Annotated in this window: 17 protein-coding genes; 12 read left to right on the top strand and 5 right to left on the bottom strand. The window is 38.5% G+C overall.

Annotation, left to right across the window (positions count from 1 at the left end; genetic code table 11):
* Positions 1–41: 41 nt before the first annotated feature.
* From LVD15_RS02380 to LVD15_RS02355, 6 genes are all read left to right on the top strand, one after another.
* Positions 42–2,726 (top strand): restriction endonuclease, encoded by a 2,685-nt coding sequence (locus LVD15_RS02380; protein ID WP_233778692.1) that lies wholly within the window; start codon positions 42–44, stop codon positions 2,724–2,726.
* A gap of 514 nt (positions 2,727–3,240) precedes the next feature.
* A complete protein-coding gene (locus LVD15_RS02375) occupies positions 3,241–6,315 on the top strand; it encodes a SusC/RagA family TonB-linked outer membrane protein (protein ID WP_233778691.1) in 3,075 nt (1,024 codons plus the stop codon).
* Between the two features lie 25 nt (positions 6,316–6,340).
* Positions 6,341–8,107 (top strand): RagB/SusD family nutrient uptake outer membrane protein, encoded by a 1,767-nt coding sequence (locus tag LVD15_RS02370; RefSeq protein WP_233778690.1) that lies wholly within the window; start codon positions 6,341–6,343, stop codon positions 8,105–8,107.
* 19 nt (positions 8,108–8,126) lie between these two features.
* A complete protein-coding gene (locus tag LVD15_RS02365) occupies positions 8,127–9,248 on the top strand; it encodes a carbohydrate binding domain-containing protein (RefSeq protein WP_233778689.1) in 1,122 nt (373 codons plus the stop codon).
* A gap of 283 nt (positions 9,249–9,531) precedes the next feature.
* Positions 9,532–11,289 carry a family 43 glycosylhydrolase gene (locus LVD15_RS02360; protein WP_233778688.1) on the top strand — a complete coding sequence of 586 codons (1,758 nt, stop codon included), beginning with the start codon at positions 9,532–9,534 and terminating at the stop codon, positions 11,287–11,289.
* 12 nt (positions 11,290–11,301) lie between these two features.
* Positions 11,302–13,257, top strand: coding sequence for a sialate O-acetylesterase (locus LVD15_RS02355; RefSeq protein ID WP_233778687.1), 1,956 nt, complete (start codon positions 11,302–11,304; stop codon positions 13,255–13,257).
* A gap of 79 nt (positions 13,258–13,336) precedes the next feature.
* On the opposite strand, the gene LVD15_RS02350 is transcribed toward LVD15_RS02355, so the two are convergent.
* The 3 genes from LVD15_RS02350 to LVD15_RS02340 form a co-directional block, all read right to left on the bottom strand.
* Positions 13,337–14,629 carry a glycoside hydrolase gene (locus LVD15_RS02350; protein ID WP_233778686.1) on the bottom strand — a complete coding sequence of 431 codons (1,293 nt, stop codon included), beginning with the start codon at positions 14,627–14,629 and terminating at the stop codon, positions 13,337–13,339.
* Positions 14,630–14,815: 186 nt separating this feature from the next.
* Entirely contained in the window at positions 14,816–15,643 is an 828-nt protein-coding gene (locus LVD15_RS02345; RefSeq protein ID WP_233778685.1) for an aldo/keto reductase, read from the bottom strand.
* Between the two features lie 17 nt (positions 15,644–15,660).
* A complete protein-coding gene (locus LVD15_RS02340) occupies positions 15,661–16,794 on the bottom strand; it encodes an endo-1,4-beta-xylanase (protein ID WP_233778684.1) in 1,134 nt (377 codons plus the stop codon).
* Between the two features lie 259 nt (positions 16,795–17,053).
* Here LVD15_RS02340 and LVD15_RS02335 point away from each other — a divergent pair, with 259 nt between their 5' ends.
* From LVD15_RS02335 to LVD15_RS02325, 3 genes are read left to right on the top strand one after another with little or no spacing between them, the layout of a single operon-like run.
* Positions 17,054–18,043 carry a TRAP transporter substrate-binding protein gene (locus tag LVD15_RS02335; protein ID WP_233778683.1) on the top strand — a complete coding sequence of 330 codons (990 nt, stop codon included), beginning with the start codon at positions 17,054–17,056 and terminating at the stop codon, positions 18,041–18,043.
* Entirely contained in the window at positions 18,040–18,513 is a 474-nt protein-coding gene (locus LVD15_RS02330; protein WP_233778682.1) for a TRAP transporter small permease, read from the top strand. Before LVD15_RS02335 ends, LVD15_RS02330 begins: the two co-directional genes overlap by 4 nt.
* Positions 18,503–19,795, top strand: coding sequence for a TRAP transporter large permease (locus LVD15_RS02325; protein ID WP_233778681.1), 1,293 nt, complete (start codon positions 18,503–18,505; stop codon positions 19,793–19,795). Before LVD15_RS02330 ends, LVD15_RS02325 begins: the two co-directional genes overlap by 11 nt.
* A gap of 32 nt (positions 19,796–19,827) precedes the next feature.
* Here LVD15_RS02325 and LVD15_RS02320 read toward each other — a convergent pair whose 3' ends face one another.
* Positions 19,828–20,640 (bottom strand): SDR family oxidoreductase, encoded by an 813-nt coding sequence (locus tag LVD15_RS02320; RefSeq protein WP_233778680.1) that lies wholly within the window; start codon positions 20,638–20,640, stop codon positions 19,828–19,830.
* A 387-nt stretch (positions 20,641–21,027) separates the two neighbouring features.
* Between LVD15_RS02320 and LVD15_RS02315 the strand changes: the two genes are divergently transcribed.
* Both LVD15_RS02315 and LVD15_RS02310 read left to right on the top strand, forming a co-directional pair.
* A complete protein-coding gene (locus tag LVD15_RS02315) occupies positions 21,028–22,053 on the top strand; it encodes a LacI family DNA-binding transcriptional regulator (RefSeq protein ID WP_233778679.1) in 1,026 nt (341 codons plus the stop codon).
* 179 nt (positions 22,054–22,232) lie between these two features.
* Complete coding sequence (locus LVD15_RS02310) at positions 22,233–23,030, top strand: PfkB family carbohydrate kinase (RefSeq protein ID WP_233778678.1); 798 nt, start codon at positions 22,233–22,235, stop codon at positions 23,028–23,030.
* A 99-nt stretch (positions 23,031–23,129) separates the two neighbouring features.
* Here LVD15_RS02310 and LVD15_RS02305 read toward each other — a convergent pair whose 3' ends face one another.
* On the bottom strand, positions 23,130–23,945 hold the full coding sequence (locus tag LVD15_RS02305; RefSeq protein ID WP_233778677.1) for a DUF4494 domain-containing protein: 816 nt from the start codon (positions 23,943–23,945) through the stop codon (positions 23,130–23,132).
* A gap of 418 nt (positions 23,946–24,363) precedes the next feature.
* Between LVD15_RS02305 and LVD15_RS02300 the strand changes: the two genes are divergently transcribed.
* Entirely contained in the window at positions 24,364–26,769 is a 2,406-nt protein-coding gene (locus LVD15_RS02300) for a golvesin C-terminal-like domain-containing protein (protein WP_233778676.1), read from the top strand.
* Positions 26,770–26,889 lie beyond the last annotated feature (120 nt).

Raw genomic sequence — 26,889 nt, 5'->3', positions numbered from 1 at the left:
ACATACAGTAAACGTTGTGCAACACTGAAAAACCAATTCAAATGAATTCTGAAATTCAATTTATTCTGGAAGATCAAAATCCTTTTAAACAGGGAAACTGTTTCGAGAGAATTGTGAGAGACATTATTGAAACACATCGATATGAAGTTAGTTCGAACGTCAATTACACTGGAATGGAGTTAGATCTTACATGTAAGCACAAAGATCGACCCAACGAGACTCTATATGTTGAATGCAAAGCCAAGGATAAAGTTAGCTCTTCTGAAATACTAACATTTGAATCTAAGGTTAGACTAAAAAAAGTTGACTTTGGATATTTTATTAGGACTAAGGAATTAGAACATCAAGCAAAAGGATTAGTTGACGAACTTCAAACGGACGATAGGTATAGGAACTTGACATTCTTTGAACCGAAAAAGTTAATAAGTCTTCTGCAAGAAGCTAAAAAGATAAAGCCCATTCCGAATGTAGATAAAGAAATAACAAAGGAAATCCTAGCAGTGACACATTTTGGCGACTTTTATATTTTAATCATTAAAGAAACCTTAGGAGCTGTACCTAGTTCATATTATTTAGTAGATGCATCTAAGGGTAAATTAATTGATGATGATGATATTCAGACTCAATTATCTGAAAAACTTCCAGAATTGAATGAATTGACCTTGGTAGCCCCTATATCAAATCAATCTCCTGTTCAGCAAAAGGAAAAGCAGCTAGAAATTCAAACAGTATCAGAAGTACAGGAAAGTGAGAATTGGTTTGATTACCTACCCGCCTCTACAAAACACATTGTAGGGCGAGACCAAATAAGATCAGATGTCTTCAATTTTTTCAACAAAGCTCTTAAAAGTGAGACACAGAGAAGACTATTTTATTTAACAGGAAAATCGGGTTGGGGTAAAAGTTCATTAGTTGCAGATATTAAAGGAAGAAGTAGAAATAAGTATTACAAGAACAGATTTTATGCTTTAGCTATAGATTCACGAAGTGCCCTTTCCTCAAATTTTGTCGCTCTCTCCTTTGAAAAAATTCTCAAAAAGGCAATCGAGGATGGTTTTATTAAACAAGATTTATTTCAAAAGAATATTTCATTTACTTCTACTTATGATTTACTAAGCTCAGAATCGGTGAGGGAGTTACTGAAATATTTGAGAACAAATGAGAAAATGTTGGTTCTCATCTTTGATCAATTCGAGGATATATTTAGAAAGGATTACTTATTTGAGTCGTTCTATAAATTTTTAGTTGATATATCAGACTTAAAAGAAAATATAATAATTGGTTTTTCATGGAAGACTGAAATACTTATCCCTAGTGAAAACAAAGCTTATCACCTATGGCAGCAGGCCAAAGAACAAGCAGTAGAATTTGCAATAACGGAGTTTGGTTCTAAAGAGACTAATGGTATAATATCCCAATTAGAGAAAAGTATAGGAAAACTAAATAACGACATAAAACGTAGAATAGTAGAAAGCTCTCAAAACTACCCTTGGCTAACAAAAAAGCTTTGTATACATATTTATGACCAAATCAAGGCTGGGAAAGAAAAATCAGATTTGATAGATGAAAACCTAAACATTGAAGAACTATTTAATTCAGATTTGGAGCAGCTTGATTCGCCTGAAATTCAAGGCTTAAAACATATTGCTCAGTGTGCCTATGATGGTAAATTCTTCGAAGCATCTGACGTCAACGAAATAATTTCAGAAAAAGTAATCTCTTCTTTAAGAGATAAGCGATTAATTATACGTTCAGGCTTAAATTATAACATATACTGGGATATCTTCCGTGATTATCTCGTGACTGGTCAAGTACCAATAATTGGTGAAAGTTATATAATTAGATCAAGTGTTAATACCTGTCTTGAGATTTTCAAAACTTTCAACAAAAAGAGCACACTTTCAACTGGACAAATTCAATCTGAACTAGGAAAATCCATTGCCAATCAAGCAATTGAGAATAGTCTGATTGATTTAAGAAATTTAGGTTTAATCAAAAAAGTAGAATCTCAAGAAAAATTCACTTTAGGTAATGAAAAGGTTTTAGCCTCAGACGATTACTTTAAGAGTTTCATAACTGAAAAATTCAAGAATTATTCAATTATTAATCAACTAGCTGATTTAAAACCACCAATTACTTCGGAAAACATTGTAGAATTATTTAAGGCAAATTTCAAAGGCTACTCGTTTAAGGATCAAACCTGGAAAATTTATGCGAATTACCTACTAAATTGGATTTATTACAGCGACTTGAAGATTAAAAATAAAATTGAGCTGCCCAAAAAAGGTGGAGGCAAAAAGGTTTCTCTTTATGAAAAAATAAAGAACGATCCTTCAACTCTATCTCCTAGAACATCTACAAAAGAATTATTACCAATAATAAAGACAATTCCAAACGACCTAGATTTGAATAACTTAGATTCAAATATTGTCCGAGACCTTGCATTGTTTGGGATCGTTACATTAAATAATGGTCATTTTGAATTAACTGAAGTTGGTAAAAGACTTAATAATCAAAACTCCGAAGAATTAATAAGAGAACAAGCTAAAACAGTTCCTAAGATTCAAGAAGCTTTACTTTTAATTAAAAACAATACTACACGAGTAACAGCTAAAAGTCTAATTAAGGATAATCCTAACATTCTTGATTCCAATCTTTCAGATGGATCGAAAACCATTTACGCAGGATATATTTTACAATGGGCAAAATTTATTAGCTCAAAATAAAAACGTTGCACAATCGAGTAGGCAAATAGGAATCTCACCCCTAAGCCTCTCACAGAACCGTACGTGAACCTCTCGATTCATACGGCTCTTGTTATGTGATCAACAGTAGTGTGAGCTTATGGCTCACGGTGCGCCACACACAACCGCACAAGGAGGTCTCCATCCCACTACAATCCTGCTTTTTAAAAAATTCGATTGCAGCCAAATCCGCTTGCAAAAGTTTCTGTATTTGTCTGCTAGGGGCTGCTTGTCAGAAGGAACAATTCATTCTTCTCACTCAAGTTTTGTTGCGTAAAACATCAATCGTTTGCGGTGTTTAATCGTTGATTAGGTTGTTTTTCGACTCATTATGAGAGCAATTCGTTAAATAATTACACAATCGATTGCGTAAATCTCAAATGTTTACTACTTTGTTGAAAAGTTGTGGTTATCAATCGTTTTCGAAACTCATGATTCCCTCAAATCAGAGAACAATTGACTCAACTTCTATTGAAAACAAACTAATTACCTTATTATGAGAGAAACGTTACTACTTTATTTACGGAAGGGGTTCTCAGGAGCCTTATCCTTAATAGTTTGTTTAGCATTACTGTTTTATACCTCTGTGCTTTTTGCTCAGCAGCAGTCCATAACCGGTACTGTGCTTAGTGGAGACGGAGGTGAACCCTTACCTGGTGTAGCAGTAATGGTTAAAGGAACTAGTTCGGGTACAGTTACAGATATTGATGGAGAATACACCATTAAAGCTGGGCCTAATGATGTGTTAATTTATTCTTTTGTGGGTTATGCCACACATGAAATTGCGGTTGGTTCTAAAACTAAAATAGATGTGGAGCTCACTGAAGATATTACAGCACTACAAGAGGTAGTGGTAGTAGGCTATGGTAAACAGAAAAAGACAGATGTTACAGGCTCATTAGTATCTGTAGATGCGGCTAAAATATCTGAAGTGCCCGCGGCTACAGGAGCTTCTTCTGCCTTACAAGGTAGAATAGCGGGTGTGCAGATCAGTCAAACCTCTAGCCGGCCTGGTAGTGATCCGCAAATAAGGATTAGGGGAAATAGATCATTAGGTAGCGGAGATTTAAACAGCCCGCTGATTGTGGTAGATGGAATCCCTTTTAGCGGAAGCTTAAATGATATAAACCCTACTGATATAGAGTCTTTTAACGTGCTGAAAGATGCTTCAGCTACAGCTATTTATGGATCAAGAGGTGCAAATGGGGTTATACTTATTACCACTAAAAGAGGTAGGGTAGGTGAGCTTAATTTTAGTTATAATGGTTATGCAGGTGTAACACAGGCCTTGGGTAAATATGATCTGATGAATGGAGAAGAATTTGCCAGGCTAAAATTATATACGGATGCCAATTTCACAGAGGCAGAGCTGCAATCACTTCAAGAAGCCAGAAGTACTGACTGGCAAGACCTGATGATCAAAGACGGTTATATTCAAAATCATAACCTGAGCGTAATTGGTGGTAGTGAAAATACTCAATTTGCTGTTTCTACTGGTTATTTTAAACAAACCACGGTTTTCCCAGGTCAATCTTTTAAGAGGTACAACTTAAAGCTATCCTTAGATCAGCGAGTAAATGATTGGCTGAAAGTAGGAATTAGCACTTTGAATTCCATTTCTTATAGAAAAGGAGAAGGAGTGAGTCCTATGTTTAATATTTTGACTTTAAGTCCTTTATATAATGCCTATAATGAAGATGGTGAAGTAGAAGAAACTCCTGCTGAAGGTAGTTTAGATCCTAATCTGGTAAATCCGCTTACCTTATACAGAGATGGAGCCTGGGAGGAAGACCGAAGAAGAATCAGGACGTTTAATACCGCATATTTAGAAGTAAACTTACCGGTAGAAGGTTTGAGTTATAAACTTAATGCGGGCCTTGATTATCGTCAGGATGAATATGGCAGATTTTTCAGTGAGGTTACGCCCATGCAAAACATTGATAATGGAAATGCAGCTTCCATAAGCAATAGTGACACCTGGGGATATACCATTGAAAACCTCATTTTATACGAAAGGTCTTTTGGAGAGCACTCCTTTAAATTTACCGGTTTGTATAGTGTGCAGGAAGAAGAATATAATAGTAGTGGGGTAAATGCTGTAGGAGTTTTGGCGAATGACCTACAATATTATAACCTTTCATTAGCTGCGAATAATGTTATACCTGGCAGTGCTTATAATTATACGCGCTGGGGGCTGTCTTCTTTCATGGCTCGCTTAAATTATAATTTTAATGATCGATATGTTGCTACTGTTACCGTAAGACGAGATGGATCTTCGCGTTTGGCTGATGGCAATGAGTGGTTTACTTACCCCGGCTTTGCTGTTGGCTGGAACATACATAACGAATCCTTTTTAAGTGAGAATGATTTCTTGTCTAATTTAAGATTGAGAGTTGGTTATGGACGTACCTCTAACCAGGCTGTGGCACCCTATTCATCTATAGGTAAGCTAGATCAGATAAGATATAATTTTGGAAATGAAGGTGGAGCAATCGGCTTTTATGTTTCTAATTTGGCCAATACTGATCTTACCTGGGAGTTCACTAATTCGTTTAACGTAGGTTTAGATTTTGGCCTTTTAACTAATAGAATTACAGGATCCATTGATTATTATCAGAACAGGACTGATGGCGTATTGCAAGAAGTGCAGCTGCCTATTACCTCTGGTATTACCGGTAGCTTTACCCAAAATGTAGGTGAAACTAAAGGTGAAGGAATCGAAATGATGATTTCTGGTGAGGCCATTGAAGCGCTTAACAGAAATGAGTTCGGATTAGGTTTCGATGTAAACTTTACAAGCTATAGCACAGAAATAGTAAAGCTGACTGAAGGTAGAGACAGCAACCCTGACAGAGCCTGGTTTGTGGGTGAGCCCATCAATGTGCTTTATGATTATGAGAAGGTAGGCATCTGGCAACTAGATGAAGCCGATGAAGCCGCTCAGTATGGTGATGCTCCAGGAGATATAAAAGTAAAAGACCAAGATGGTGATGATGATATTGATGATGAAGATAGGACGATTCTTGGTCAGCTGGACCCTAAATGGTCTTTCGGGTTTACCGCCAGAGCGTCTTTCAAAGGTTTTGATTTAAGTGTAGTGACCTTCGGTATGTTTGGGCATGAAATAGTGAGCTCACTGTATCAGATGAACTCCAGTAACCCAGTCAATAGCCTTGAAGGAAGAAGAAATGGCCCTGATGTAGATTATTGGACAGAAGATAATCCTACCAATGAGTTTTCGAGGCCAGGAAGAAACACTGTGAGATACGGAAGTACTACAGGCTACTTTTCTGGTGATTTTGTAAAAATCAGAAGTATTAATCTTGGCTATCAGCTACCCAATGATTTGCTAGATAAGGTAGGCCTTAAATCAGCCAGAGTATACTTCAGTGCCAGCAATCCTTTCAAAGCCTTTTTCTCAGACTATGTGGATTATGGTGGGTTAGATCCTGAGCCTACCAGCAGAGGTGTAACTAACGGTATTACTCCGGGTTTAGGCAATAAGCTTACAGTATCAGCCGATACGCCGCCTGTAAAAACCTTTATGCTAGGTGTTAACCTCACTTTCTAAGTATTATCTCAAAATTAGAATCACAATGAAAGTATTAAAATATATAATGTTATTCATCATCCTGGCATTCCCTTTTGCCAGCTGTCAGGATGTATTGGACGAAGAACCCAGGGCGGCATTAACGGCCGATTACTTTGAAACAGGAGATGGCATAGAGCGCGGAGTAACTGCTGCTTATGCTTACTTCAGATATTGGTACGGATCTATGGGAGGCATGGACATGGTAGAATTTGGTACCGATGAATGGACTGAAGGAGACCAGGCGAATAGCCCGGATCTTAATACGTATATAATTACACCTGCTTCTGGCTCAATAAATACTGCCTGGAATAGGGCATATCCCGCCATAAACACTTGTAATGGTGTAATAGATTTAGGACAAAACGCTGATGATATTTCCGAAGACAGGCTTAATTCTCTCATTGCTCAGGCTAAATACCTAAGAGCTCACTGGTATTTTATATTAGTGCAGACCTATGGCGGAGTGACACTGGATCTGGGAGCGGGCAGATTGAGGTATAACGAAAACCCAACGGTAATGGTGAGTAGAAACTCTGAAGAAGAGGTTTATGAAGCCATTATTCAGGATTTAAAAGATGCTGAGGCGGGCTTACCAGAATCCTCTAGTGGTGATGGTCATGTGTGGAAGGCTTCTGCTATTCATTTGTTGGCGAAAGCCTATCTTACCCGTGCCTGGTTGTTAAATAATAATGCTGATTATGATAGTGCTTTGATGGCTGTAGAACGGCTAATTCCTGATGCTACCTCCCCTAATGCTAATTATGGCGCCCAACTTTTGCCAGATTTTGCTGATGTGCATAGAGAAGGGAATGAATATAATGCGGAAATCTTGTTTTCAGCTAACAGAAACGGCGATGCTGATTATACTAACATAGAGGCCTTTGTAAGTACTGATGATCAATACCTGCAAAACAGAGCCAACTTTTATTTCAGATGTTTTTACTATCGTGATGTAGATGGCTTAATCAGAGATGTGCAAAACGGAAGGCCATGGATAAGAATGAAACCTACTGATAACCTTTTGAACAATGTCTTTAATATGAAAGATGTGGATTCAAGGTATTTCAAATCATTTCAAACCGTGTGGTACGCTAATGATGAAGAAAGCTTGCCCTTATGGACGCAGCAAGATGCTGATGCCGGCTATGTAGATGATTCGCAGGTAGGCGAGCCTAAATATCAGGTAGGAGATACGGCTTTGTATATGCCTCCTTTTGAGATTTCAAATGCAGATCAGGCAAGTGCCAGGTATACTATTTTTGATCCTAGCGAGGTAAGTGAGCAGGATGATTATTACCCTTCTCTAAGCAAGCACAATGCCGTAGAAAGACCTCAGGATGGAACGGAAGATAATCCAAATGTTGGTTCTTATCGTCCTTATCTGGCGCATAGATTGGCGGAGACTTATTTAATAGGTGCGGAAGCTGCCTTTATGAGTGGAGATGCTGCTCTGGCTGCTGAATTTATTAATACAGTGAGAAGAAGGGCCGCTAATCCGGGTATGGAAACTGCTATGGAAATTACTTCAGGAGATGTTTCGGTAGATTTTATCTTAGATGAACGCTCCAGAGAGCTGGCAGGAGAAATGAAGCGATGGTTTGATCTGAAAAGGACAGAAAAATTGCTGGAAAGAGTGAGGCTTTACAATGCGATAGCTGCAGATAAAATAGAGGAATTTCATAGATACCGACCTATACCTCAAAGTCAGATTGACCTTTCTATAGACCCATCACAAGCTGATGGCAGATATCCTCAAAACGATGGCTATTAATCGACTAAACACAAGAAACATGAAATTCAATTTTAAGAATATATGGACCATCACATGTGTGGCAGTTGGCTTTATAGTACTGCCGGCTTGTGATGATGAGCATGAAGAAAAGCTTACCGGAGCTGCTCCTGTAGATCAGGCAGTAGATGTAAGCAGCCGGATTACGGGATTTGATAATGAAGTGACCGGCGCAGGTGCTATCGCCACAGTGCAGGGCAGCAGCCTTGAGGGAGTAGAGTTTGTAATGATCGATGGTTTGCTTTCGCCAGATGTAGAAGCCCAGGAGACCAGCGTGGCCTTTGAGGTCCCTCGTACGCCAGCTCCTTCATTGGGCATGGTAGATGTGGTGCTGATATTTTCAGGCCCTGAGCGTGCTTATTCTCAAATAGAAGTAGTGGCTAACCCATCTGTAAGCATGGTCTACCCTATGGCTGGTTTTGAAGGAGATGAAATTTCATTTATAGGTACTAATCTTGATGCTGTGGCTGAAGCAGGTATTGGTTCCGTGGCAGGGAGCATTGTCAGTTCATCAGCAGGAATGCTCACTTTTACTGTGCCTTCCGGAGCTACTGATGGAGATAATTTCTATCTGATTTCCAGTTCTGGAGCCAGAGTGGAGACTACCTATGCTTATGTAGCTTGCGAAAGCAATGGTTCCATTCCGGCTTGTTTAGAAGAGATTAATGCCAATGGTGGTTTTGAGGCAGGGGATGGATCTTCTCTGGTAAACTGGAATATTTATAATACAGGAAATCCGTCAGGTGATGCTACCGTAACCGTAGGTAGTGGACCTGATGAGGTGCTCACGGGTAATTATTCAATGAAGGTAGTTAACCCCACGGCCTACGGCTCTAGTCAGTGGCGCGTGCAGGTGGTTTCTGATGCATTTCCTACCACGTCAGGAAAAACTTATCTTGTCAGCTATTGGGTAAAAGCCGCTTCTGATGGTGGCAGCATCCGTTTATCTTCAATGCCTAATGCATCTTATCAGGGTGATCAGACTATCAATTCATCATGGCAGGAAGTAACATGGAGCTTTACAGTAACTGAACCTACACAAACAGCCACACAGCTGTCATTTGATATGGGAAGAGAAGCTAATACCTACTTTATAGATAATGTGAGAGTAGTAGAAGAATGATATAATTTGATCGTTTGCGTTGAGCTGTCTGGGAGTTGTGAATTATGTCATAATTTCTGGACAGCTTCTTTTTTAATATCTAAATTATGTCTTTAATGTGGAAGCGGTTAATACCTGATTGTAAATTATAAATCATGATTAATAAGGTTTTTTTAATTATCATAAAAACTAAAAAAATCAAAAAGGGCAGGTTATAATAAAGGCTGAATCATTAGGTTTGAAGAAAGCGCAAACGAGCATTGCAAATCAATAATATTAATTGAATATCAACCCTCTTTCAGTTATGAATAAACCATCTAATTATATTTTAGGATCTATAATTCTAATTTTTTTGGGGCTTTCATGTAGTACGCCTACAGAGACAGAAAGCACTGTTACTCCTGCGGAAAATGCCATTACTACTGTATGTAATCCTTTAAACATAAGCTGCCGCTTTGCCTTAGATTCTCCCTCAAGAAGAGAGGCGGCAGACCCTAGTGTTATCGCATATAAAGATCAATATTTGTTATTCGCTTCCAAGTCAGGAGGGTACTGGTCTTCTGCTGATTTGATAGAATGGAATTTTATTCAAACTGATGAAATTCCTACTGAAGAGTACGCTCCAACGGCCATAGTAATCAGTGATACAGTCTATTTTCTGGCCTCTTCGAATGAAAAAAGTACTATTTATAAATCTGCAGACCCTTTAAGTGGACATTGGCAAGTGGCCAGAGAGGAACTGGCTCAGCCTGTATGGGATCCCGCCTTTTTTATGGATGATGACCAACGACTATACCTGTACTGGGGTTGCTCTAACGTAAATCCTCTTTATGGCGTAGAAATCGATTATAAAAATAATTTTGATTTTATAGGCTCACCTAAAGAATTAATGCATCCAGCCCCAGCGCAGTATGGTTGGGAAGTGCCTGGTGATTATAATACTAACAAAAGCACCGCTCCCTGGATTGAGGGCGCTTGGGTAAATAAGTACGATGGTAAATATTATCTTCAATATGCCGGCCCTGGTACAGAATACAAAAGCTATGCTGATGCAGTGTATACTGGAGAAGGTCCACTTGGTCCTTTTGAGCTGGCTAGTCATAATCCTTTTTCTTATAAACCAGAAGGCTTTGCGAATGGCGCCGGGCATGGAAGCACTTTTCAGGATAAATATGGTAATTATTGGCATATGGCTACCGCTTCTATCTCAGTGAAGCAGATGTTTGAGAGACGCTTGGTGCTATATCCTACTTTTTTTGATAAAGAAGGTGTGCTGCATTCTATCACTAAGTTTGGTGATTATCCCATGATAATGCCTGATGAAAAAATCAATGGTTTTGATGATTACTTCGCAGGTTGGATGTTGCTCTCATATAACAAAAAAGTGACTTCCTCTTCAGTGCTTGATTCCTTTCCTGCTTCAAATATGGTAGATGAAGATATAAGAACCTATTGGTCTGCTGCGTCAGGTAAAAGCAATGAATGGGCTACAGTAGATTTAGGTTCTTCTAAGCATGTACATGCTATTCAGGTTAATTTTGCAGAACATAATACTGCGGTCTTTGGTCGTAAGGATAGCTTGGCTTATGAGTATATCATAGAAATATCTAATGACGATGAGAACTGGGAAATGCTGGTAGATCGGTCTCAAAACAATAAAGACAGATCACATGATTATATTCAACTGCCTGAAGAAGTAATGGCTCAATTTATTCGAATTAGGAATATGAGGGTGTCTTCTGGTAATTTTGCTTTGAGTGGACTAAGAGTTTTTGGTAAGGGTGATGGCGCTGTGCCTGAGAAAGTTGAAGGTCTTGCAGTTCAAAGAAATTCTGATGATAAAAGAGAGGTCTCTTTAAAATGGAATGCTTCTGATGACGCTATGGGCTACAACATTGCCTATGGAACCAGTGCAGATAAGCTTTACCATAATTATAAGGTCTATGATGTTGAAAGCGTGCAAATCAATTCTCTAGATGTGAACCAAAAGTATTATTTCAATATTCAGGCTTTTAATGAAAATGGAATTGGAAGCTTGGCAGAAGTTCAGGTGGCTGAATAGATAGAACTTGTTATGAAAAGAACCATTGTATTGCTTTTGGCTTTTGTTTCGTGCGCTATTTGGCATAATCCTTCGGCTGCTCAGGTACGCTTACCCAGACTCATAAGTGATGGAATGGTTCTTCAAAGGGACAGCAAAGTCAAGATTTGGGGCTGGGCAAGTCAGGGCGAAGCTGTAAGTATTGATTTTAAAAAGAAAACCTATAAAACCAAAGCCAATAAAGAAGGCGATTGGGAAATTACACTCCCTGCACAGAAGGCTGGCGGACCATTTAAAATAACGGTTAAAGGAGAGAAAAACACCATATCATTATCCAATATTTTATTTGGAGATGTGTGGCTTTGTGCCGGGCAGTCTAATATGGTTCATTACCTGGAACTGCATCAGGATAGGTATGCTCAGGAGATCAAGGAAGCGCAAAACCCGGAAATAAGGCAATTTTTAGTGTCATCTAACCCGGTTTTAACAGGCCCAATTGAAGACTTACCCGATGGGGAATGGAAAGAAGCTAGTTCTGAAAATGTGCTTAAATTTTCGGCTGTAGCCTATTTCTTTGCTAAAAAAATATATGCTAAATACGCTGTGCCTATTGGTCTTATTAATGCCAGCATTGGAGGTTCGCGCATAGAAGCTTGGATTAGTGAATCAGGACTTAAATCATTTGATGATTTATCGGCTCAACTCATCCAAAATAAAGATACGGCAGAGGTATTTGGTTTGAATAGGAAAGCGGAGGCTTTTAGAAGTGATTGGTACGCTAACCTTCCTGAAGATAAGGGGCTTGTTGCAGAAAATCCATGGTATAGTGCTGATTATAAGTCTGATAGCTGGCGAAGGATGAATGTGCCGGGATATTGGGAAGATCAGGGCATAAAGCAACTTAACGGAGTAGTTTGGTATAGAAAGGAAGTAGATATTCCCGCTACTATGGCAGGCCAGCCCGCTCGCGTAGCGCTGGGTAGAATTGTAGATGCTGATCATTTTTATGTCAATGGCAAAGAGATCGGAAATACTACCTATTTGTATCCTCAGAGGAGGTATAATGTGCCTGCGGGGCTTTTAAAGGAAGGCAAGAATACATTTGTTATCAGAGTGTTGAATTATGAAGGAAAAGGTGGTTTGGTGCCAGATAAGCCCTATTACATAGCCAGTGAAAGTGATACAGTAGATTTAAAAGGGTATTGGCAATACAAAGTGGGAGCCGTCTATCCTGAAAAGGCAGAAGAACCACCATCAGTTTTGCTGAGATTCCAACCAACGGTTTATTATTATGGAATGGTTGCTCCCTATAAGAAGCTTCATTTAAAAGGTGTATTGTGGTATCAGGGAGAAAGCAATGTAGACAAGCCAGGAAGTTACCTTGATTTGCAAAAAGCCTTAATTGATGATTGGAGGAATCAGTTTAATGATGAAGAATTGCCTTTTCTTTACGTACAGTTACCTAATTTTTTAGATGTCAATTATCAGCCAACGGAGAGCAGTTGGGCAGAGATCAGAGAGGCGCAGCGAAAAGCCTTAAGTATGCCCAATACAGCTATGGCAGTAGCTATTGATCTAGGGGAGTGGAATGATATACACCCAGATCGTAAGAAGCCAGTAGGGGATAGATTAGCCCTAGCGGCGCAGCATATGGCTTATGGAGATGAAAATATAGTCTATTCAGGGCCATTGATTCAATCAGCAAAGAAAGAAGGTCAGAAAGTGGTGCTTCAGTTTGATCATGTGGGTAGTGGACTTGAGGTTAATAATGATGAGCCTTTAAAATGGTTTGCCATAGCAGGAAAGGATAAGAAGTTTGTTTGGGCTCAAGCGGAGATTTCAACGGATCAGAAAACGCTTATAGTGTGGAATGAAACGGTAGAAAATCCTGAATATGTACGCTATGGCTGGGCGGATAATCCAGATCAGGTGAATCTTTACAATAAAGAAGGACTTCCAGCTTCTCCTTTTCAAATTGAAGTGAAGTAAAAAGTGCTGTCTCAAAAGTAGTGGCTCTATCAGAGAGAGTCTTCTGACTTAAAAGTTACTGTTGAGACAGCTCCAATATTTATTCTAGTATAATAGTGGTAACACTGCTACCAGTAATGTTAACAATGGCCATATTATCAGATATCTCCAGTGTTTGCTCGGTCATATTTTCATTAATAGTGGTTGTATAGGCCATGGCTGTAGAGAAATCCATGCCTTCCGCTGCAATAGCTATGTCTGAAGCCGAGGTGCCGGTAGGGTTAATGATTACCATTACCAATTTATCATCTTCCATATAAGAAGTGATGTCAAGCCCGGTTGAAGTATCTTCTTCAAAGTTTATTCTTTGATAGCCCGGTCTTATAAACTTAGAAAAGTGGGCGAAGGCATAGCCTCTTTTCATTACGGTGCCTCTGGTGGTGCCTTGCTCTCCATCTCCAATAAACGAATAATACCTTTTTAAATACCACCATATGTAGGCATTCCAGTTATAAGTCATCGCTTCATGCACAGAATTGAGCATGTTGAGCGTTTCTTGCCATTTTGTGTTTTCAGAAGCACTTCTCCAGTCTCCTTCCTCCAGATTGAGGAGATATTCTGTCATCCAGATTTCTTTGTTTTTTTGTTCTGCAATAGGAAAAGCAGCCAATCCGCCACCATATAAATGTCCACCAGCTATATCGAGTTGGGCAGCAGCGGCATCATTGTTTAATAAGGCATTTGTAAAACCCTGATCAAAATTTAGTGATTCTGGAGCTACTATTTTTACCCGGTCATCTATATCTGCCCCATGGTTACTCAGGAAGTTGATCATTTGGGTAGAGCTCCAATCGCAAGACTCATATTCAGCCTCCCAGTCAGGTTCATTTTGTATAGAGATAGCATGTAAATCCACTCCGTTGGTTTCCATATAATCTATGAAACTATTAAGATGGGTTACGTATTCATCATAATTTTCTGGCAGTAAATATCCTCTTACAGGATCATTATTGCTTTTTAAGGCAGGAGGAGGAGACCACGGAGAGGCCAGTATTTTAGCGCCATACTTCTGTGCTTCAGTGGCAGGAGCAATGAGCCGTTCCCAATCATCTGAATCATAGGGCAGCTTAATACGGAATATGCTGAGGCCCATTTCTCCGTCATCTAAACCAAAAGCCTTTTGTGTTTCTGCCGTAGTAGGGTATAAAGAAAGATTAAATACGCCATTGGCAGCCCCAAAACCTGCAATAGTCTGATAAGTAGTGGCGGGATTAAGCGTAATCTGATAGTTGTGACTGGTATCTTCTTCTTGTGGCTCCGAAGAGTCATCATCTCCACAAGAAAAAAGAGGCATGATGAAGAAGAGTAAAAAAATGTAATTTGTCCTTTTCATGATTGGTTTGTAGTTGCGTAATATTCAACTTCAAAATAATCATTTACATCAATTTACGCAAACGATTGCGTTTATTAAATAGCTGTAAAATAGCTTATTATTTGTATTATTATCAAAATAAGAAACAACCGTTTGTTTTTTTGAATTTAAAATAAATTATCCCAAGAAGTAGGAGGGTTGAGTGTACTAAAAATTGAAGTTGGCAGGGTTTGGACCTAACCTTCTATCTTGATTTAATTCTTCAATTTTTCCCATATCTGCATCAGATAATTGGAAGTCGAAGATATTAGCATTTTCCTCAATTCTGGATGGAGTGCTACTTTTGGGAATTGTAGCCATACCTTTCTGAAGGTCCCACCTTAAAATCACCTGAGCTACTGTTTTATCATATTGAGCAGCAATAGCTTTTAGCGTTTCATTATTCAAATCTCCTTGCATGAGCGGACTCCAGGCCTGGGTTTTTATTTCATTTTTATGGCAGAAATCAATCAGGTCTTGTTGAATCAACTTGGGGTGAAACTCAAACTGATTAACCATCGGCTTTATTTTACAATCTTGGAAAAGATCTTCTAGATGATCTGTTAGAAAATTGCTTACCCCAATGGCTTTTATTTTACCTTCTTCATAAAGTGTTTCCAGGGCTTTCCAGGTCTCTTTGTATTTGCCTTTTACTGGCCAGTGAATTAGAAAAAGATCAAGATAGCTAAAGCCTAACTCGCTTAATGAGAGCTGAAATGCCTTTATGGTAGAGTCATAACCCTGATCACTATTCCAGACTTTGCTGGTAACGAATACTTCTTCCCGATCTATGGAAGAGGAGGTGATGGCGTGGCCCACATCTTTTTCATTTTTGTACATGGCCGCTGTATCAATGGCTCTGTAGCCGGTAGATAAAGCGTGTTTTACTGCCTGCACTACTTCATCACCTTTGGCTTTATACACGCCGAGTCCGAAATAGGGCATGGGCAGGCCATTTTTTAGTTGTACGGTTCCGTTTAGGTTAGATATATTCATGGTATTAATCTTGGTAATTATTCTTCCTCATAAAAATCAACAACTTTTTTATAGGCTTGTTTACGCTGAAGATTTTGATCAAACAATAGCGGGTAGTTTTTTCTACCAGGTACAGGGTAGGTGTCAAGCCAACTGTACTTGTCAGAAATATTCCAGAAAGTGACGCCGGTTAAGGTGTCTTTATATTCTCTGAAAACTCTAAAAAACATTTCATATTGGTCGCTTTGCTGCTTTTGGAGCTCCGGAGTGTAATCATCATGTTCACCTTCTTTTTTCTCTCGCACATGCTTTTCCCAAGGGTAGATTGAAACATCCAGTTCAGTAATCTGTACTTCTAAGCCCAGTGAAGCATAGGTTTCTATGGCCTCTCTTAATTCATTTTCTGTTGGTTCAAATATTGACCAATGACCTTGTATGCCTACCCCGTCAATAGGCACTCCCTGATCAATAAGCTTTTTGAGAAACTGATAAACCCGTCGTCGTTTTTCGGGCCTTACTATATTGTAGTCATTATAGAAAAGCTTGGCCTCAGGATCGGCCTCATGCGCATATTCAAAGGCCTTAGCTACAAATTCTTCACCGCAGATCTGGTACCATTCAGAGTCTCTATAGATTTTAGTGGAATCGTCTGCTACGGCTTCATTTACTACATCCCAGGCGTAAATTGCTCCTTTGTACCTTTCTACCACGGTGAAGATATGCTCCTTTAATCTTTGTAGTAAAGCCTGCTTAGAAATGGTTTCGCCTAAGCTATCAGTGAAAATCCAATCCGGTGTTTGCTGATGCCAGCATAAGGCATGACCTCTCAGTTTCATATTGTGTTGCTGTGCAAAAGCAGCTATTTTGTCGGCGTCTTGCCAATAATAAGTGTCAGGTTTCGGATGTATTGGCCCCATTTTCATGACATTTTCAGGCGTCATGCTATTAAACTCAGTAGTAATTAAATTTGATTGCTCACCATCAAAAGCTTCAGGGTATACCGCAACGCCAATAGGAAAGTAGTCCTTATAGTAATCTTTAAGTCCCATAGTGCTGTCATTAGCTGAAGTTAAGGAGGTATCTTTTGATTCTTTCTTGCAAGAAGAAGATAATGATATGAAAATAATAAGAAAACTTATTGAATAAATATTTAGAATGCTAGCGTTATTCATTTCTAAGTATGATATATTTTTATTAATTTAAACAATCGATTGCGTAAACGGAAATAAACCACTGTGTTAAATTCAGCAAAGGATTGTAATTTTTAATATTAGTCATTGAACATGAAAATAAATCGTTTTCTAATTATAGAAATTAAATTTTATTTTTTTATCATTTCTTAAATTATATATTTGTGTACAATCGATTGCACAACTATATTGTGGATTATGAAATCGATTGAAGTAAAATATTCAGTTAGACACATTTGCTATGATATATAAACTGAAAACGATTGAAAAAGTGATAATTTGCCTTTTACTGGCGCTCGTAATGGGCTGTGAAAAGAAAGGTAATGTAAAAACTATCAAGTTAGCTCATGGGCTGGATGTATCACACCCTGTGCATGTAGCTATGGAGTTCATGGCAGATAGGGTTGAGGAGAAATCTAATGGCAGTTTAAATATTGATATTTATCCTAGTCAACAGCTGGGTACTGAAAGAGAATGTCTGGAACTTCTTCAGATTGGTAGTTTGGGTATGACCAAGGTGTCTACGGGTGTGTTAGAGAATTTTGCTCCCGGCATGAAAGTGTTTGGTTTGCCCTTTTTATTTAGAGATAGAGAGCACTATTACAATGTTTTAGATAGTGATTTGGGGCAGGACTTATTAGTAGAAGGAAAACAATACTGGCTAAAAGGTATGGCTTATTATGATGCCGGTAGTCGCAGTTTTTATACTATAAACAAACCTATTAATATTCCGGAAGATCTCAAAGGTCTAAAAATACGGGTGCAGGAAAGTGCTACTTCTATAGATATGGTGAAAGCACTGGGCGGATCACCTACACCGGTTTCATGGGGTGAATTGTATACTGCACTTCAGCAAGGCATTGTAGATGGAGCTGAGAATAATCCTCCTAGTTTTTATCTCTCACATCATTATGAAGTTTGTAAATATTATACAATAGATGAACATACCTATTTGCCGGATGTGCTGATTATGAGTACTGTGGTTTGGGATCAGCTGTCTGATCAGGAGAAGAAATGGGTGCAAGAGGCGGTAGATGAGTCAGTAGAATATCAGCGTACCTTATGGCAAAAAGCAGAAAAAGATGCTATTGATGCTGTGGAAGCGGCCGGAGTAGAAGTGATTTATCCTGATAAAAAGCTTTTCAGCTCCAGGGTAGAAGATATGTATGATACCTATGGTTCTGAGGCCCGAATGAATAGTTTGATCCAACAAATCCAGAATACGAAATGATAAAGGTTATAAATAAAGGCTTATCCTATGTGCTGGTAATTCTTATGGTAGTCATGGTGCTCGATGTATTATGGCAGGTGTTTTCCAGATATATATTAGTTTCTCCAAGTTCATTTACTGATGAGCTGGCCAGATTTCTTTTAATATGGATAGGTGTTTTAGGAGCCGCCTATGCTTCCGGACAAGGGAGGCATTTAGCAATTAACCTTTTGTCAGATAAATTAAATGAAAAGCAGCAGGTACGTTTAAAAATTTTACAAAACATACTGATTAGCATTTTTGCTTTTACCGCTATGATTTTAGGAGGTGGTCGTCTGGTATATATTACCTATAAGCTCTCTCAGAGCTCTCCCGCATTAAATATTCCACTTTCGGTGATTTATGCAATCATTCCTATTAGCGGTGTGCTTGTTCTTATTTACAAAATAGCAGAAATTATTTCTCCAAAAAACATTTCCGATGGCCATTGAAGTTCTAATACTCGTAGTTACCTTTCTCATATTTCTAGGCTTAGGGCTGCCTGTAGCCTGGAGTATAGGTTTGTCCACTCTCTTTACTATGCTCATTTCTATAGATTCTGTTCCGGCGTTTACTACGGTGGCACAGCGAATGGCTACCGGGCTGGATAGTTTTGCTTTATTAGCCATTCCTTTTTTCGTTCTTTCCGGGCAAATTATGAATCAAGGGGGGATTGCCAATCGGCTCATTGCTTTTGCTAAAGCATTGGTAGGTTCTTTTCCTGGAGGATTGGCCTATGTTAATATTATCGGAGCCATGTTATTTGGCGCTATTTCAGGATCTGCAGCTGCAGCTGCTTCTGCCATTGGAGGTATTTTAGGCCCCAGGATGGAAAAAGAAGGGTATCCCAGAGAGTTTGGAGCGGCCATTAATATTACCAGCGCTACTACAGGGCTAATTATTCCTCCGTCAAATATTCTGATTGTGTATTCATTAGCTAGTGGCGGAGCATCTATAACAGCCCTTTTTCTTGCGGGCTATATCCCGGGCATTATTACTGGCTTGGTGCTTATGGCAGTGGCAGCGTACTGGGCCAAAAAGAAGAATTACCCGACAGGTTCCAGAACTACTTTAAGAGATTTAATACTAAAGTTTTTCGATGCTTTGCCAAGTCTACTCCTGTTAGTGGTGGTAATCGGAGGAATTGTCACCGGTATATTTACCGCCACCGAAGCTTCTGGTGTGGCAGTGTTATATACTTTTGTTCTTTCCCTAATCTATGGTGAAATGGATAGAAAGCGGTTTTTTGATATTTTCATTAAGTCTATTTTAACTACTAGTATCGTTCTTCTACTTATAGGTACTTCCATGAGTATGTCATGGGTTATGGCTTATGCTGATATTCCACAATCATTTAGTGAAGCACTACTTCAGCTCAGTGATAATAAGTTTGTGATACTTCTAATCATTAACATGATACTTCTTTTTATAGGAGTGTTTATGGATATGACACCTGCCGTACTGATTTTTACACCTATATTTCTACCTGTAGTAAAAGATCTGGGCATGGATCCTATTCATTTTGGAATAGTGATGGTGCTTAATTTGTGTATCGGGCTATGTACACCGCCGGTAGGATCTGTACTTTTTGTAGGAGTAGGGGTAGCCAAGACTTCAATACAAAAGGTTATAAAACCATTGCTGCCGCTTTTTGTAGCTATGTTATTGGTTCTAATTCTTGTTACCTACGTTCCGCAGCTGAGCTTGTGGCTTCCAGATGTGTTCGGATACTAATTAATAGCAGAAAATAATAAAGCGGAGTGAACTTACACTCCGCTGAAAGCACTAAACCCACCATCTACCGGAATGACGGTACCAGTAATGAAGCTGGCGGCATCAGAACATAAAAACTGAACAATGCCGTTTAGTTCTGTGATTTCTCCAAATCGCCCCATTGGTGTTTTGTTAATGATTTTTTCGCTTCTTTCAGTGAGTTCACCATTTTCCTTAATAAGTAGCTTTCTGTTTTGTTCGCCTATGAAAAACCCCGGAGCTATGGCGTTTACTCTTATCTTGTCACCGTACTTGCTGGCCATTTCACAAGCGAGCCATTGTGTGAAACCATTGATACCTGATTTGGCTACGGTATACGCGGGTACTCGGGTAATGGCTGAATAGGCTGCCATAGAAGATACATTAATGATAGACCCTGAGCCTTTTCTTGCCATTATCTCTCCAAAAATGAGTGATGGATAAATGGTGCCATTGAGGTTAAGTTTTACGGCTTCATCTAAATTTTCAGTCTTAAGATCAAATACTTCTTGATCTGGTTGTAAAGTTGCACCACTGGTATTTCCCCCTGCAGCATTAATGAGTATGTCGATACTTCCATATTGGCTTAAAATATCAGCTGCCGCTGTTTTTAAAGCATCATTGTTTAATACATCGCAAGTGAGGCCTATGGCTTCCGCGTTCAAGGCTTTGAGTTTTTCAACCACTTCTTTCACCTTGTGCTCTGTTCTACCAATAATGACCAGCCTGGCGCCGGCTTTAGCAAAACCTTCAGCTATATTACTGCCCAGTACCCCGGAGCCTCCCGTGATTACTGCTACTTTATCTTTAATACTAAAATCTGACATGGAGTGTGTTGATTATTATGTTACCCTTAAGGTTATTCAAAAATAGGCTGCGCTTACAGGAAAACGCAACCGGTTGTGTAAAAAGATATTACCGCCCATAATAAATTGGGTTAGGTTTAACTTCAAAAAACCGGAATTTAACTAATATTAATTCCGGTTTTAACCTATTGTCTATGAGCGATTGTAGATGTCAATTACGCTTACTATGACAATGTTTTTAAACGATTTGGATATACTTATAGCTACAAGGTAAAAAGAATAGATAGATTACACAATCGATTGCGTAATTTTTTAGTATATTGATTTTAATAATAATCTCTATCGAAAGAGGTTTAATTAAGAAGCTTGTTCATTGCAATGGATGGCAATCACAAAAATGATGGAGAAATGAAAAATAAAAAGGGAGTTACAATTTATGATATAGCCAATGAATTGAAAGTATCTCCATCTACCGTTTCCAGGGCTTTGAAAGATCATTACAGTATAAGTAAGGAAATGATCAAAGAAGTTAAGAAGGTTGCTCAAAAGCGAGGCTACAGACCTAATAGTATAGCGGCCAGCTTGAGGAACAATCGTACTAATAATATAGGAGTTATCATTTCATGGATCAATAGGCCTTTTATCTCATCATTGATAAGTGGTATTGAAGAGGAGGCTAATAAGGCCGGCTATAATGTTATTATCTCTCAATCTCATGATAGTTTTGATAATGAAGTGGCCAATGCTCGGGCCTTGTATGATAGCCGGATTAGTGGTTTGGTAGTTTCTTTAGCTATGGAAACACAGAATTACGATCATTTCAGCCAGTTTATTAAAAATAATATTCCAGTGGTATTTGTGGATAGGGTTACAGACGAGCTTAACTCTGATAAGGTGGTGATAGATAACTTTTCTGCCGGTTTTATGGCTACAGAGCACTTAATAGAGCAGGGCGGTGAAAGAATAGCACTGGCTTGTGGTTCTCAGCATAGAAATATTTACAGAGAAAGAGAAAATGGTTATCTGGCCGCGCTGAGAGAACATAATATACCCATTAAAGAAGAATATATTCTTCATAGTGAATTACTTAATGCTGAAGAAGGTTTTAGAATAGCGGAACATTTTCTTTCTATGGATAACCCGCCAGATGCCATCTTTTCAGTGAATGATACAGCTGCTGTGAGCATCATTCAGTATGCAAAGGGTCAGGGGATAGAAATTCCTCAGGATTTGGCAGTGATGGGTTTTAATAATGATCCGGTATCTCTTATTATTGATCCGCAGCTGTCTACCGTGAGCCATCCTGCTATTGAAATGGGCAAATTGGCCGCTCAGCAAGTCTTAAAGCAAAATCAATATAAAGATGTAGTGAAATCGGAGACGGTAATGCTCAGAACAGAACTTTTGGTAAGAGCCTCTACCAAGAGAAAATGATCTATAATAGATATTTATTTTTCTGATTTGTTATATATTAATAGTGCACGTTAATATGCGCGGACGTTATTAAATGTAACAATTAATGCTCTAAAGGGAATAGATCATGAAAATTTTGAGTTTTGGAGAGATACTGTTTGACATTATAGACGAAAAAGGAATATTTAGGAGGAGCGCCTTTGAATTTTATTGCGCACATTGCTCAGTGCGGACTGCCAGGTTACATGTATTCCAAAGTCGGAGATGATGATTTAGGAAATAGGGCTCTCGAACAAATGGAGTCCTTAGGGGTGGGGACTCAATTTGTGCAGCAAGATGAACAGCATGCTACTGGTACTGTTAATGTTAAGCTTACCAATGGACAGCCAGAATATACAATTCACCGACCAGTGGCTTATGATTTTATCAGATATGATAGCGAAATTTATAAATATCACTTTGATCTTATCTATTTTGGTTCTTTAGCTCAAAGAAATGATTTGAGTCAAATTACGCTAAAAACTCTTGTGGAGCAGAATCAGTTTAAACATATTTTTTACGATGTAAACCTGCGCAAGGATGGCTATAATCGTACTATCATAAGTGATTCAATGGATATGTGTACTATCCTTAAGTTGAATGACGGAGAGGTGATGATGCTTTCAGACCTTCTTTTTCAACAATCGTTAAGTATGAAGAAGTTTTGCGCTAAAGTGGTGGATCAATTTGATATAGGTTTAATACTTATCACAGCTGGAGAAAAGGGGAGTTACATTTACCGGCACGGGGTGCTGGAATTTATTCCCGGCTATAAGGTGAAAGTAGCGGATACAGTGGGAGCCGGAGATGCTTTTAGTGCAGGCTTTGTATACAAATTTCTTAAAACAGGCAATATTTTGGTGGCTTCTAAAACGGCTAATGCCTTAGGGGCTTTTGTCGCTTCTCAGCCTGGAGCTATACCAAAGTATAGTGAAGAAGTAAAAAGAGCATTGATTTAGTGATGGCGTAGAAGTACCTTTTCATTTTCTTTTGGACTGTTATCTACGCTAAAAGGAAAACATCTGATGGTGAAAACACCACCAGATGATATTGTATAATTAACTTTGTCCTTTATCAAGATCCTCTTCTGTTTCATCCTCGTCTAAATCCTCGTCTTCTTCTTCAGATTCGGCTTCTTCATCTTCCTCTAATTGATCATTATCTTCTTCAGAATCAGTGTCTTCGTCATCTTCGTCTTCATCTTCCTCCAGATCGTCACTTTCTAAATCTTCTTCGTCTTCCTCTTCCTCTTCTGACTGTGTATCCAGGCTTACCTCTTCATCTTCTTCTAAGTCCTCATTGTCAGCTTCAAGAGATGATGATATAACTTCACCCGTATTTTTGTCTATTAAATCTGTGCCGTCTTCTTCAAGATCCTCATCTTCCTCTTCTTCATATTGGAAGTTTGGCACTTCACTTACTGGCTTAAAGTTGCTAGGAATGTCATCACCGTTGTATGGGAATACTTCCACAAAGTTAGTAAGTGTTATTGATGGGATTTCATAAGGTACCAACATGCTGTCAAAGTGCTTCTCAGTACGCTCGTAGGCCTCTTTTACGTTGTCAGCGGAAACTAATAAATAAGTGTTTATTTTCTTCTCTTTTTCGCTGTCAGCGTCTAAAGCACTATAGGCAACCTTACATTTATACCAGGTTTCAGAGTCTTCATAATTGATAACCTCTGCAATATTAGTTTTACTAATTTGAGTCACTGCGAATTCACCAGGTAGCTCTCGACCAATCACATCATGCACACGGGTTTCTGCATCAGTGTAAGACACCGCATCCATGAGGTAAGCATCTGTTACCTGTTTTAATGAGCCTTCATCCGTTTCTCTACCATACTTAACTTTACAGGAAAACCATGTTTTCATAATTGATATTTTTTTGAGATTAAAACGAGGCGCAAAGATAAGATCATGGATTAGTATTTTGGTCTAAATATCAAATAATTTGATAGTTAAAATATTGATACATTATTGTATTATAATAATATTTCTTAAGCAAGGTGACATTGAACGGAAACGATTGAAATTAATATTCAAATCATCTAATAGTGTAGAAATAATTACACACTTAAATGACTGATAATCTTACGTTTGATGTGTAATTTTTCCACGTATTTGTGGATATTTTACTACTGAATTTTTACCTCTTGCAGCTCATCGATCTATATTACAATTTATGTTTAATAAATGCGACTAATTATTTAGTGGTTGCAACAAAACAGCCCTCTGACTAAAATTGCACTCAGTTTAGAGTAAAAAAGTTTGTGTGGTTTAAATTTTTAGAATGAAAAATTGTAAAAATCTTAAAAGTGTTAGAGTTGGTTTGTTGCTATGTGTATTATTTTCATTTTGCTCTGTGTCATTTGGCCAGAGGCTAACCCCTAAGAGGGCCGATAACGGCACTGGGTACTTAGAGTATCTACCTCCGAATTACGACCCTGCTAAGCAGTATCCTGTTATCATTTTTCTTCACGGTTCAGGTGAACGTGGAGATGGTTCTCCATCTTCATTAGACAAAATTAAGAGAAATGGTATTGCAAAATTGATTAATAATGGCGCTGACATTTGTGTGAATCTAGGTGGAAAAGAACAATGTTTCATTGTATTGTGTCCTCAGACTAATAGTTGGGGGTATGAGCGTGACATCATGCCTTTTGCAAGATTTGCGGTAGAGAACTACCCTATTAATGCAAATCAGGTTTATGTAACTGGTGTAAGTATGGGAGGGAAAGGCTCATGGCAAGCCGGTTATAACGATGATAATGCCAATAATATGTTTGCTGCCATAGCCCCTGTGTCGGCAGACGGTGATCCTAATAAAGTATATGAGGTAGCAGAAAGAGATATACCTACCTGGGTTTTCCATGGTACAAATGACAATGCTATTCCTTTAAGAACGGCTGAATACATGGTAAGTCAATTAATATCAGCCGATCCTCAAACAGATCCTCTATTTACTATATATGAAGGAGGAACTCATGGTGCTAGCACTTGGGACAAAGCATATAACTTAGGGCATACCTATCAAGATCCTAATATATATGAATGGTTCTTAAGTCACTCTTTAACAGGTGGTGGCTTTGAAGATCCGGGTGATGATGAGGAAGAAGATGTTACTGAAGTAATAGTGGATGATAAAGCGGCCTCTTTTACTTCTGGTTGGGTAGAGAGCACATCAGGTTCAGAGTCTAAATACAAAACTACCTATAGACATGATAATAATACCAATAAAGGTAATCAGTCAGCTACTTTCCAAACTTCTTTAGAGCCAGGAATCTATGAAGTGTACGGTTGGTGGTGGGAGCATTCTAATCGCTCTTCTAAAACACCTTTTGTTATTTCACATGCTGATGGTACTTCTACAGTTATTAAAAATCAAAGAACATCAGGTAGCAGATGGACACTTTTAGGTACATATACTTTCGGTTCTTCTGCTCAAGTGGTAGTGAGCAATTCTAATACTGATGGTTATGTTATTGCTGATGCTGTTAAGTTTAGAAAAATAGGAGATGCTGATCCTGGTGATAATGAAGTAGGTGAAGGTGTAGTAGTAGATAACTCAGATAATGGTTTTTCAAAATCTGGTAACTGGAGCCTTAGTTCTTCAGGTGGTGACCAAAAATATGGAAACAACTACTACCATGATGATAATAGTGGTAAAGGATACAAAACAGCTACTTTTAGCGCTTCTTTAACTGCTGGATCTTATGATGTGTATGGCTGGTGGTGGGATTTCGATAATCGTGCTACTAACGCGCCTTTTACTATCAACCATGCTAATGGTACTAGCACTGTCACTAAAAATCAACGTACAGAAGGAGCTAAATGGGTGTTGTTAGGTACTTATAGTTTTAATGGAGCAAGCTCAGTGACATTAAGCAATGCTAACACTAATGGTTATGTAGTAGCTGATGCTATCAAATTTGTACCAGCAGGTGATGATGCTAATGGTGATGTAGTTGACAATAGTCCTAATCAGGAAATAATTGACAATACGAGTGGTAAGTTCAGCAGATCAGGATCTTGGACTTTAAGTGCTGCTGGGGATTCAAAATATGATGATAACTATTACCATGATGGAAATAGTAGTAAAGGAAACTCTACGTCTGAGTTCAAGACATCACTTTCTGGTACTTACGAAGTATTCGGCTGGTGGTTTGCCTTTGAAAATAGAGCTTCAAATGTGCCCTTCGATATCACACATGCAGGTGGCAGCACTACAGTATATAGAAATCAGAGAATAAATGATGGTGCTTGGGTGTCTTTAGGTACTTATGAATTTAATGGTGATGCTGAAGTAGCTATAAGAAATGCAGGGACTAATGGTTATGTAGTGGCTGATGCTGTTAAATTCGTAAAATCATCTTCTAACACGGCTCGCAGAGCATCTGATGCTATGGCTTTAGAAGTGAGAGATGAATTAGAGACTGATGAGAAGAGTTCATTATATCCAAATCCTGCTAATGATATACTGCATGTAAAAGTGAAAACTGATTTGAGTGACTTTACTGTTCAGTTGATGGACATCAGTGGTAGGGTATATATGGATGAAGCTTTTAGTAAATCTATAGGAGAGAGTGAAGAAGTTACCATTGATCTTCATGCCTACTCTAATGTGCCTAAAGGAATTAATCTTGTAAGGGTTCTTTCAGGAGAAGATGCAGAAACCTTGAAGTTTATTTACAAGTAAAATGTAAAAGTGAAGTAATCAATAAAGGCTGCCATTTGGCAGCCTTTTATTTTTGTAACCTGAACTATAAAAAAAACTAACTTTTTTCTTTTTGTATCCTTAAATATGAATCTAACAGTA

Origin of the sequence: Fulvivirga maritima (assembly GCF_021389955.1) — a bacterium.
In the GTDB taxonomy this organism is placed as follows: Bacteria; Bacteroidota; Bacteroidia; order Cytophagales; family Cyclobacteriaceae; genus Fulvivirga; species Fulvivirga maritima.
This window is presented reverse-complemented; position numbering and strand designations above follow the sequence as displayed.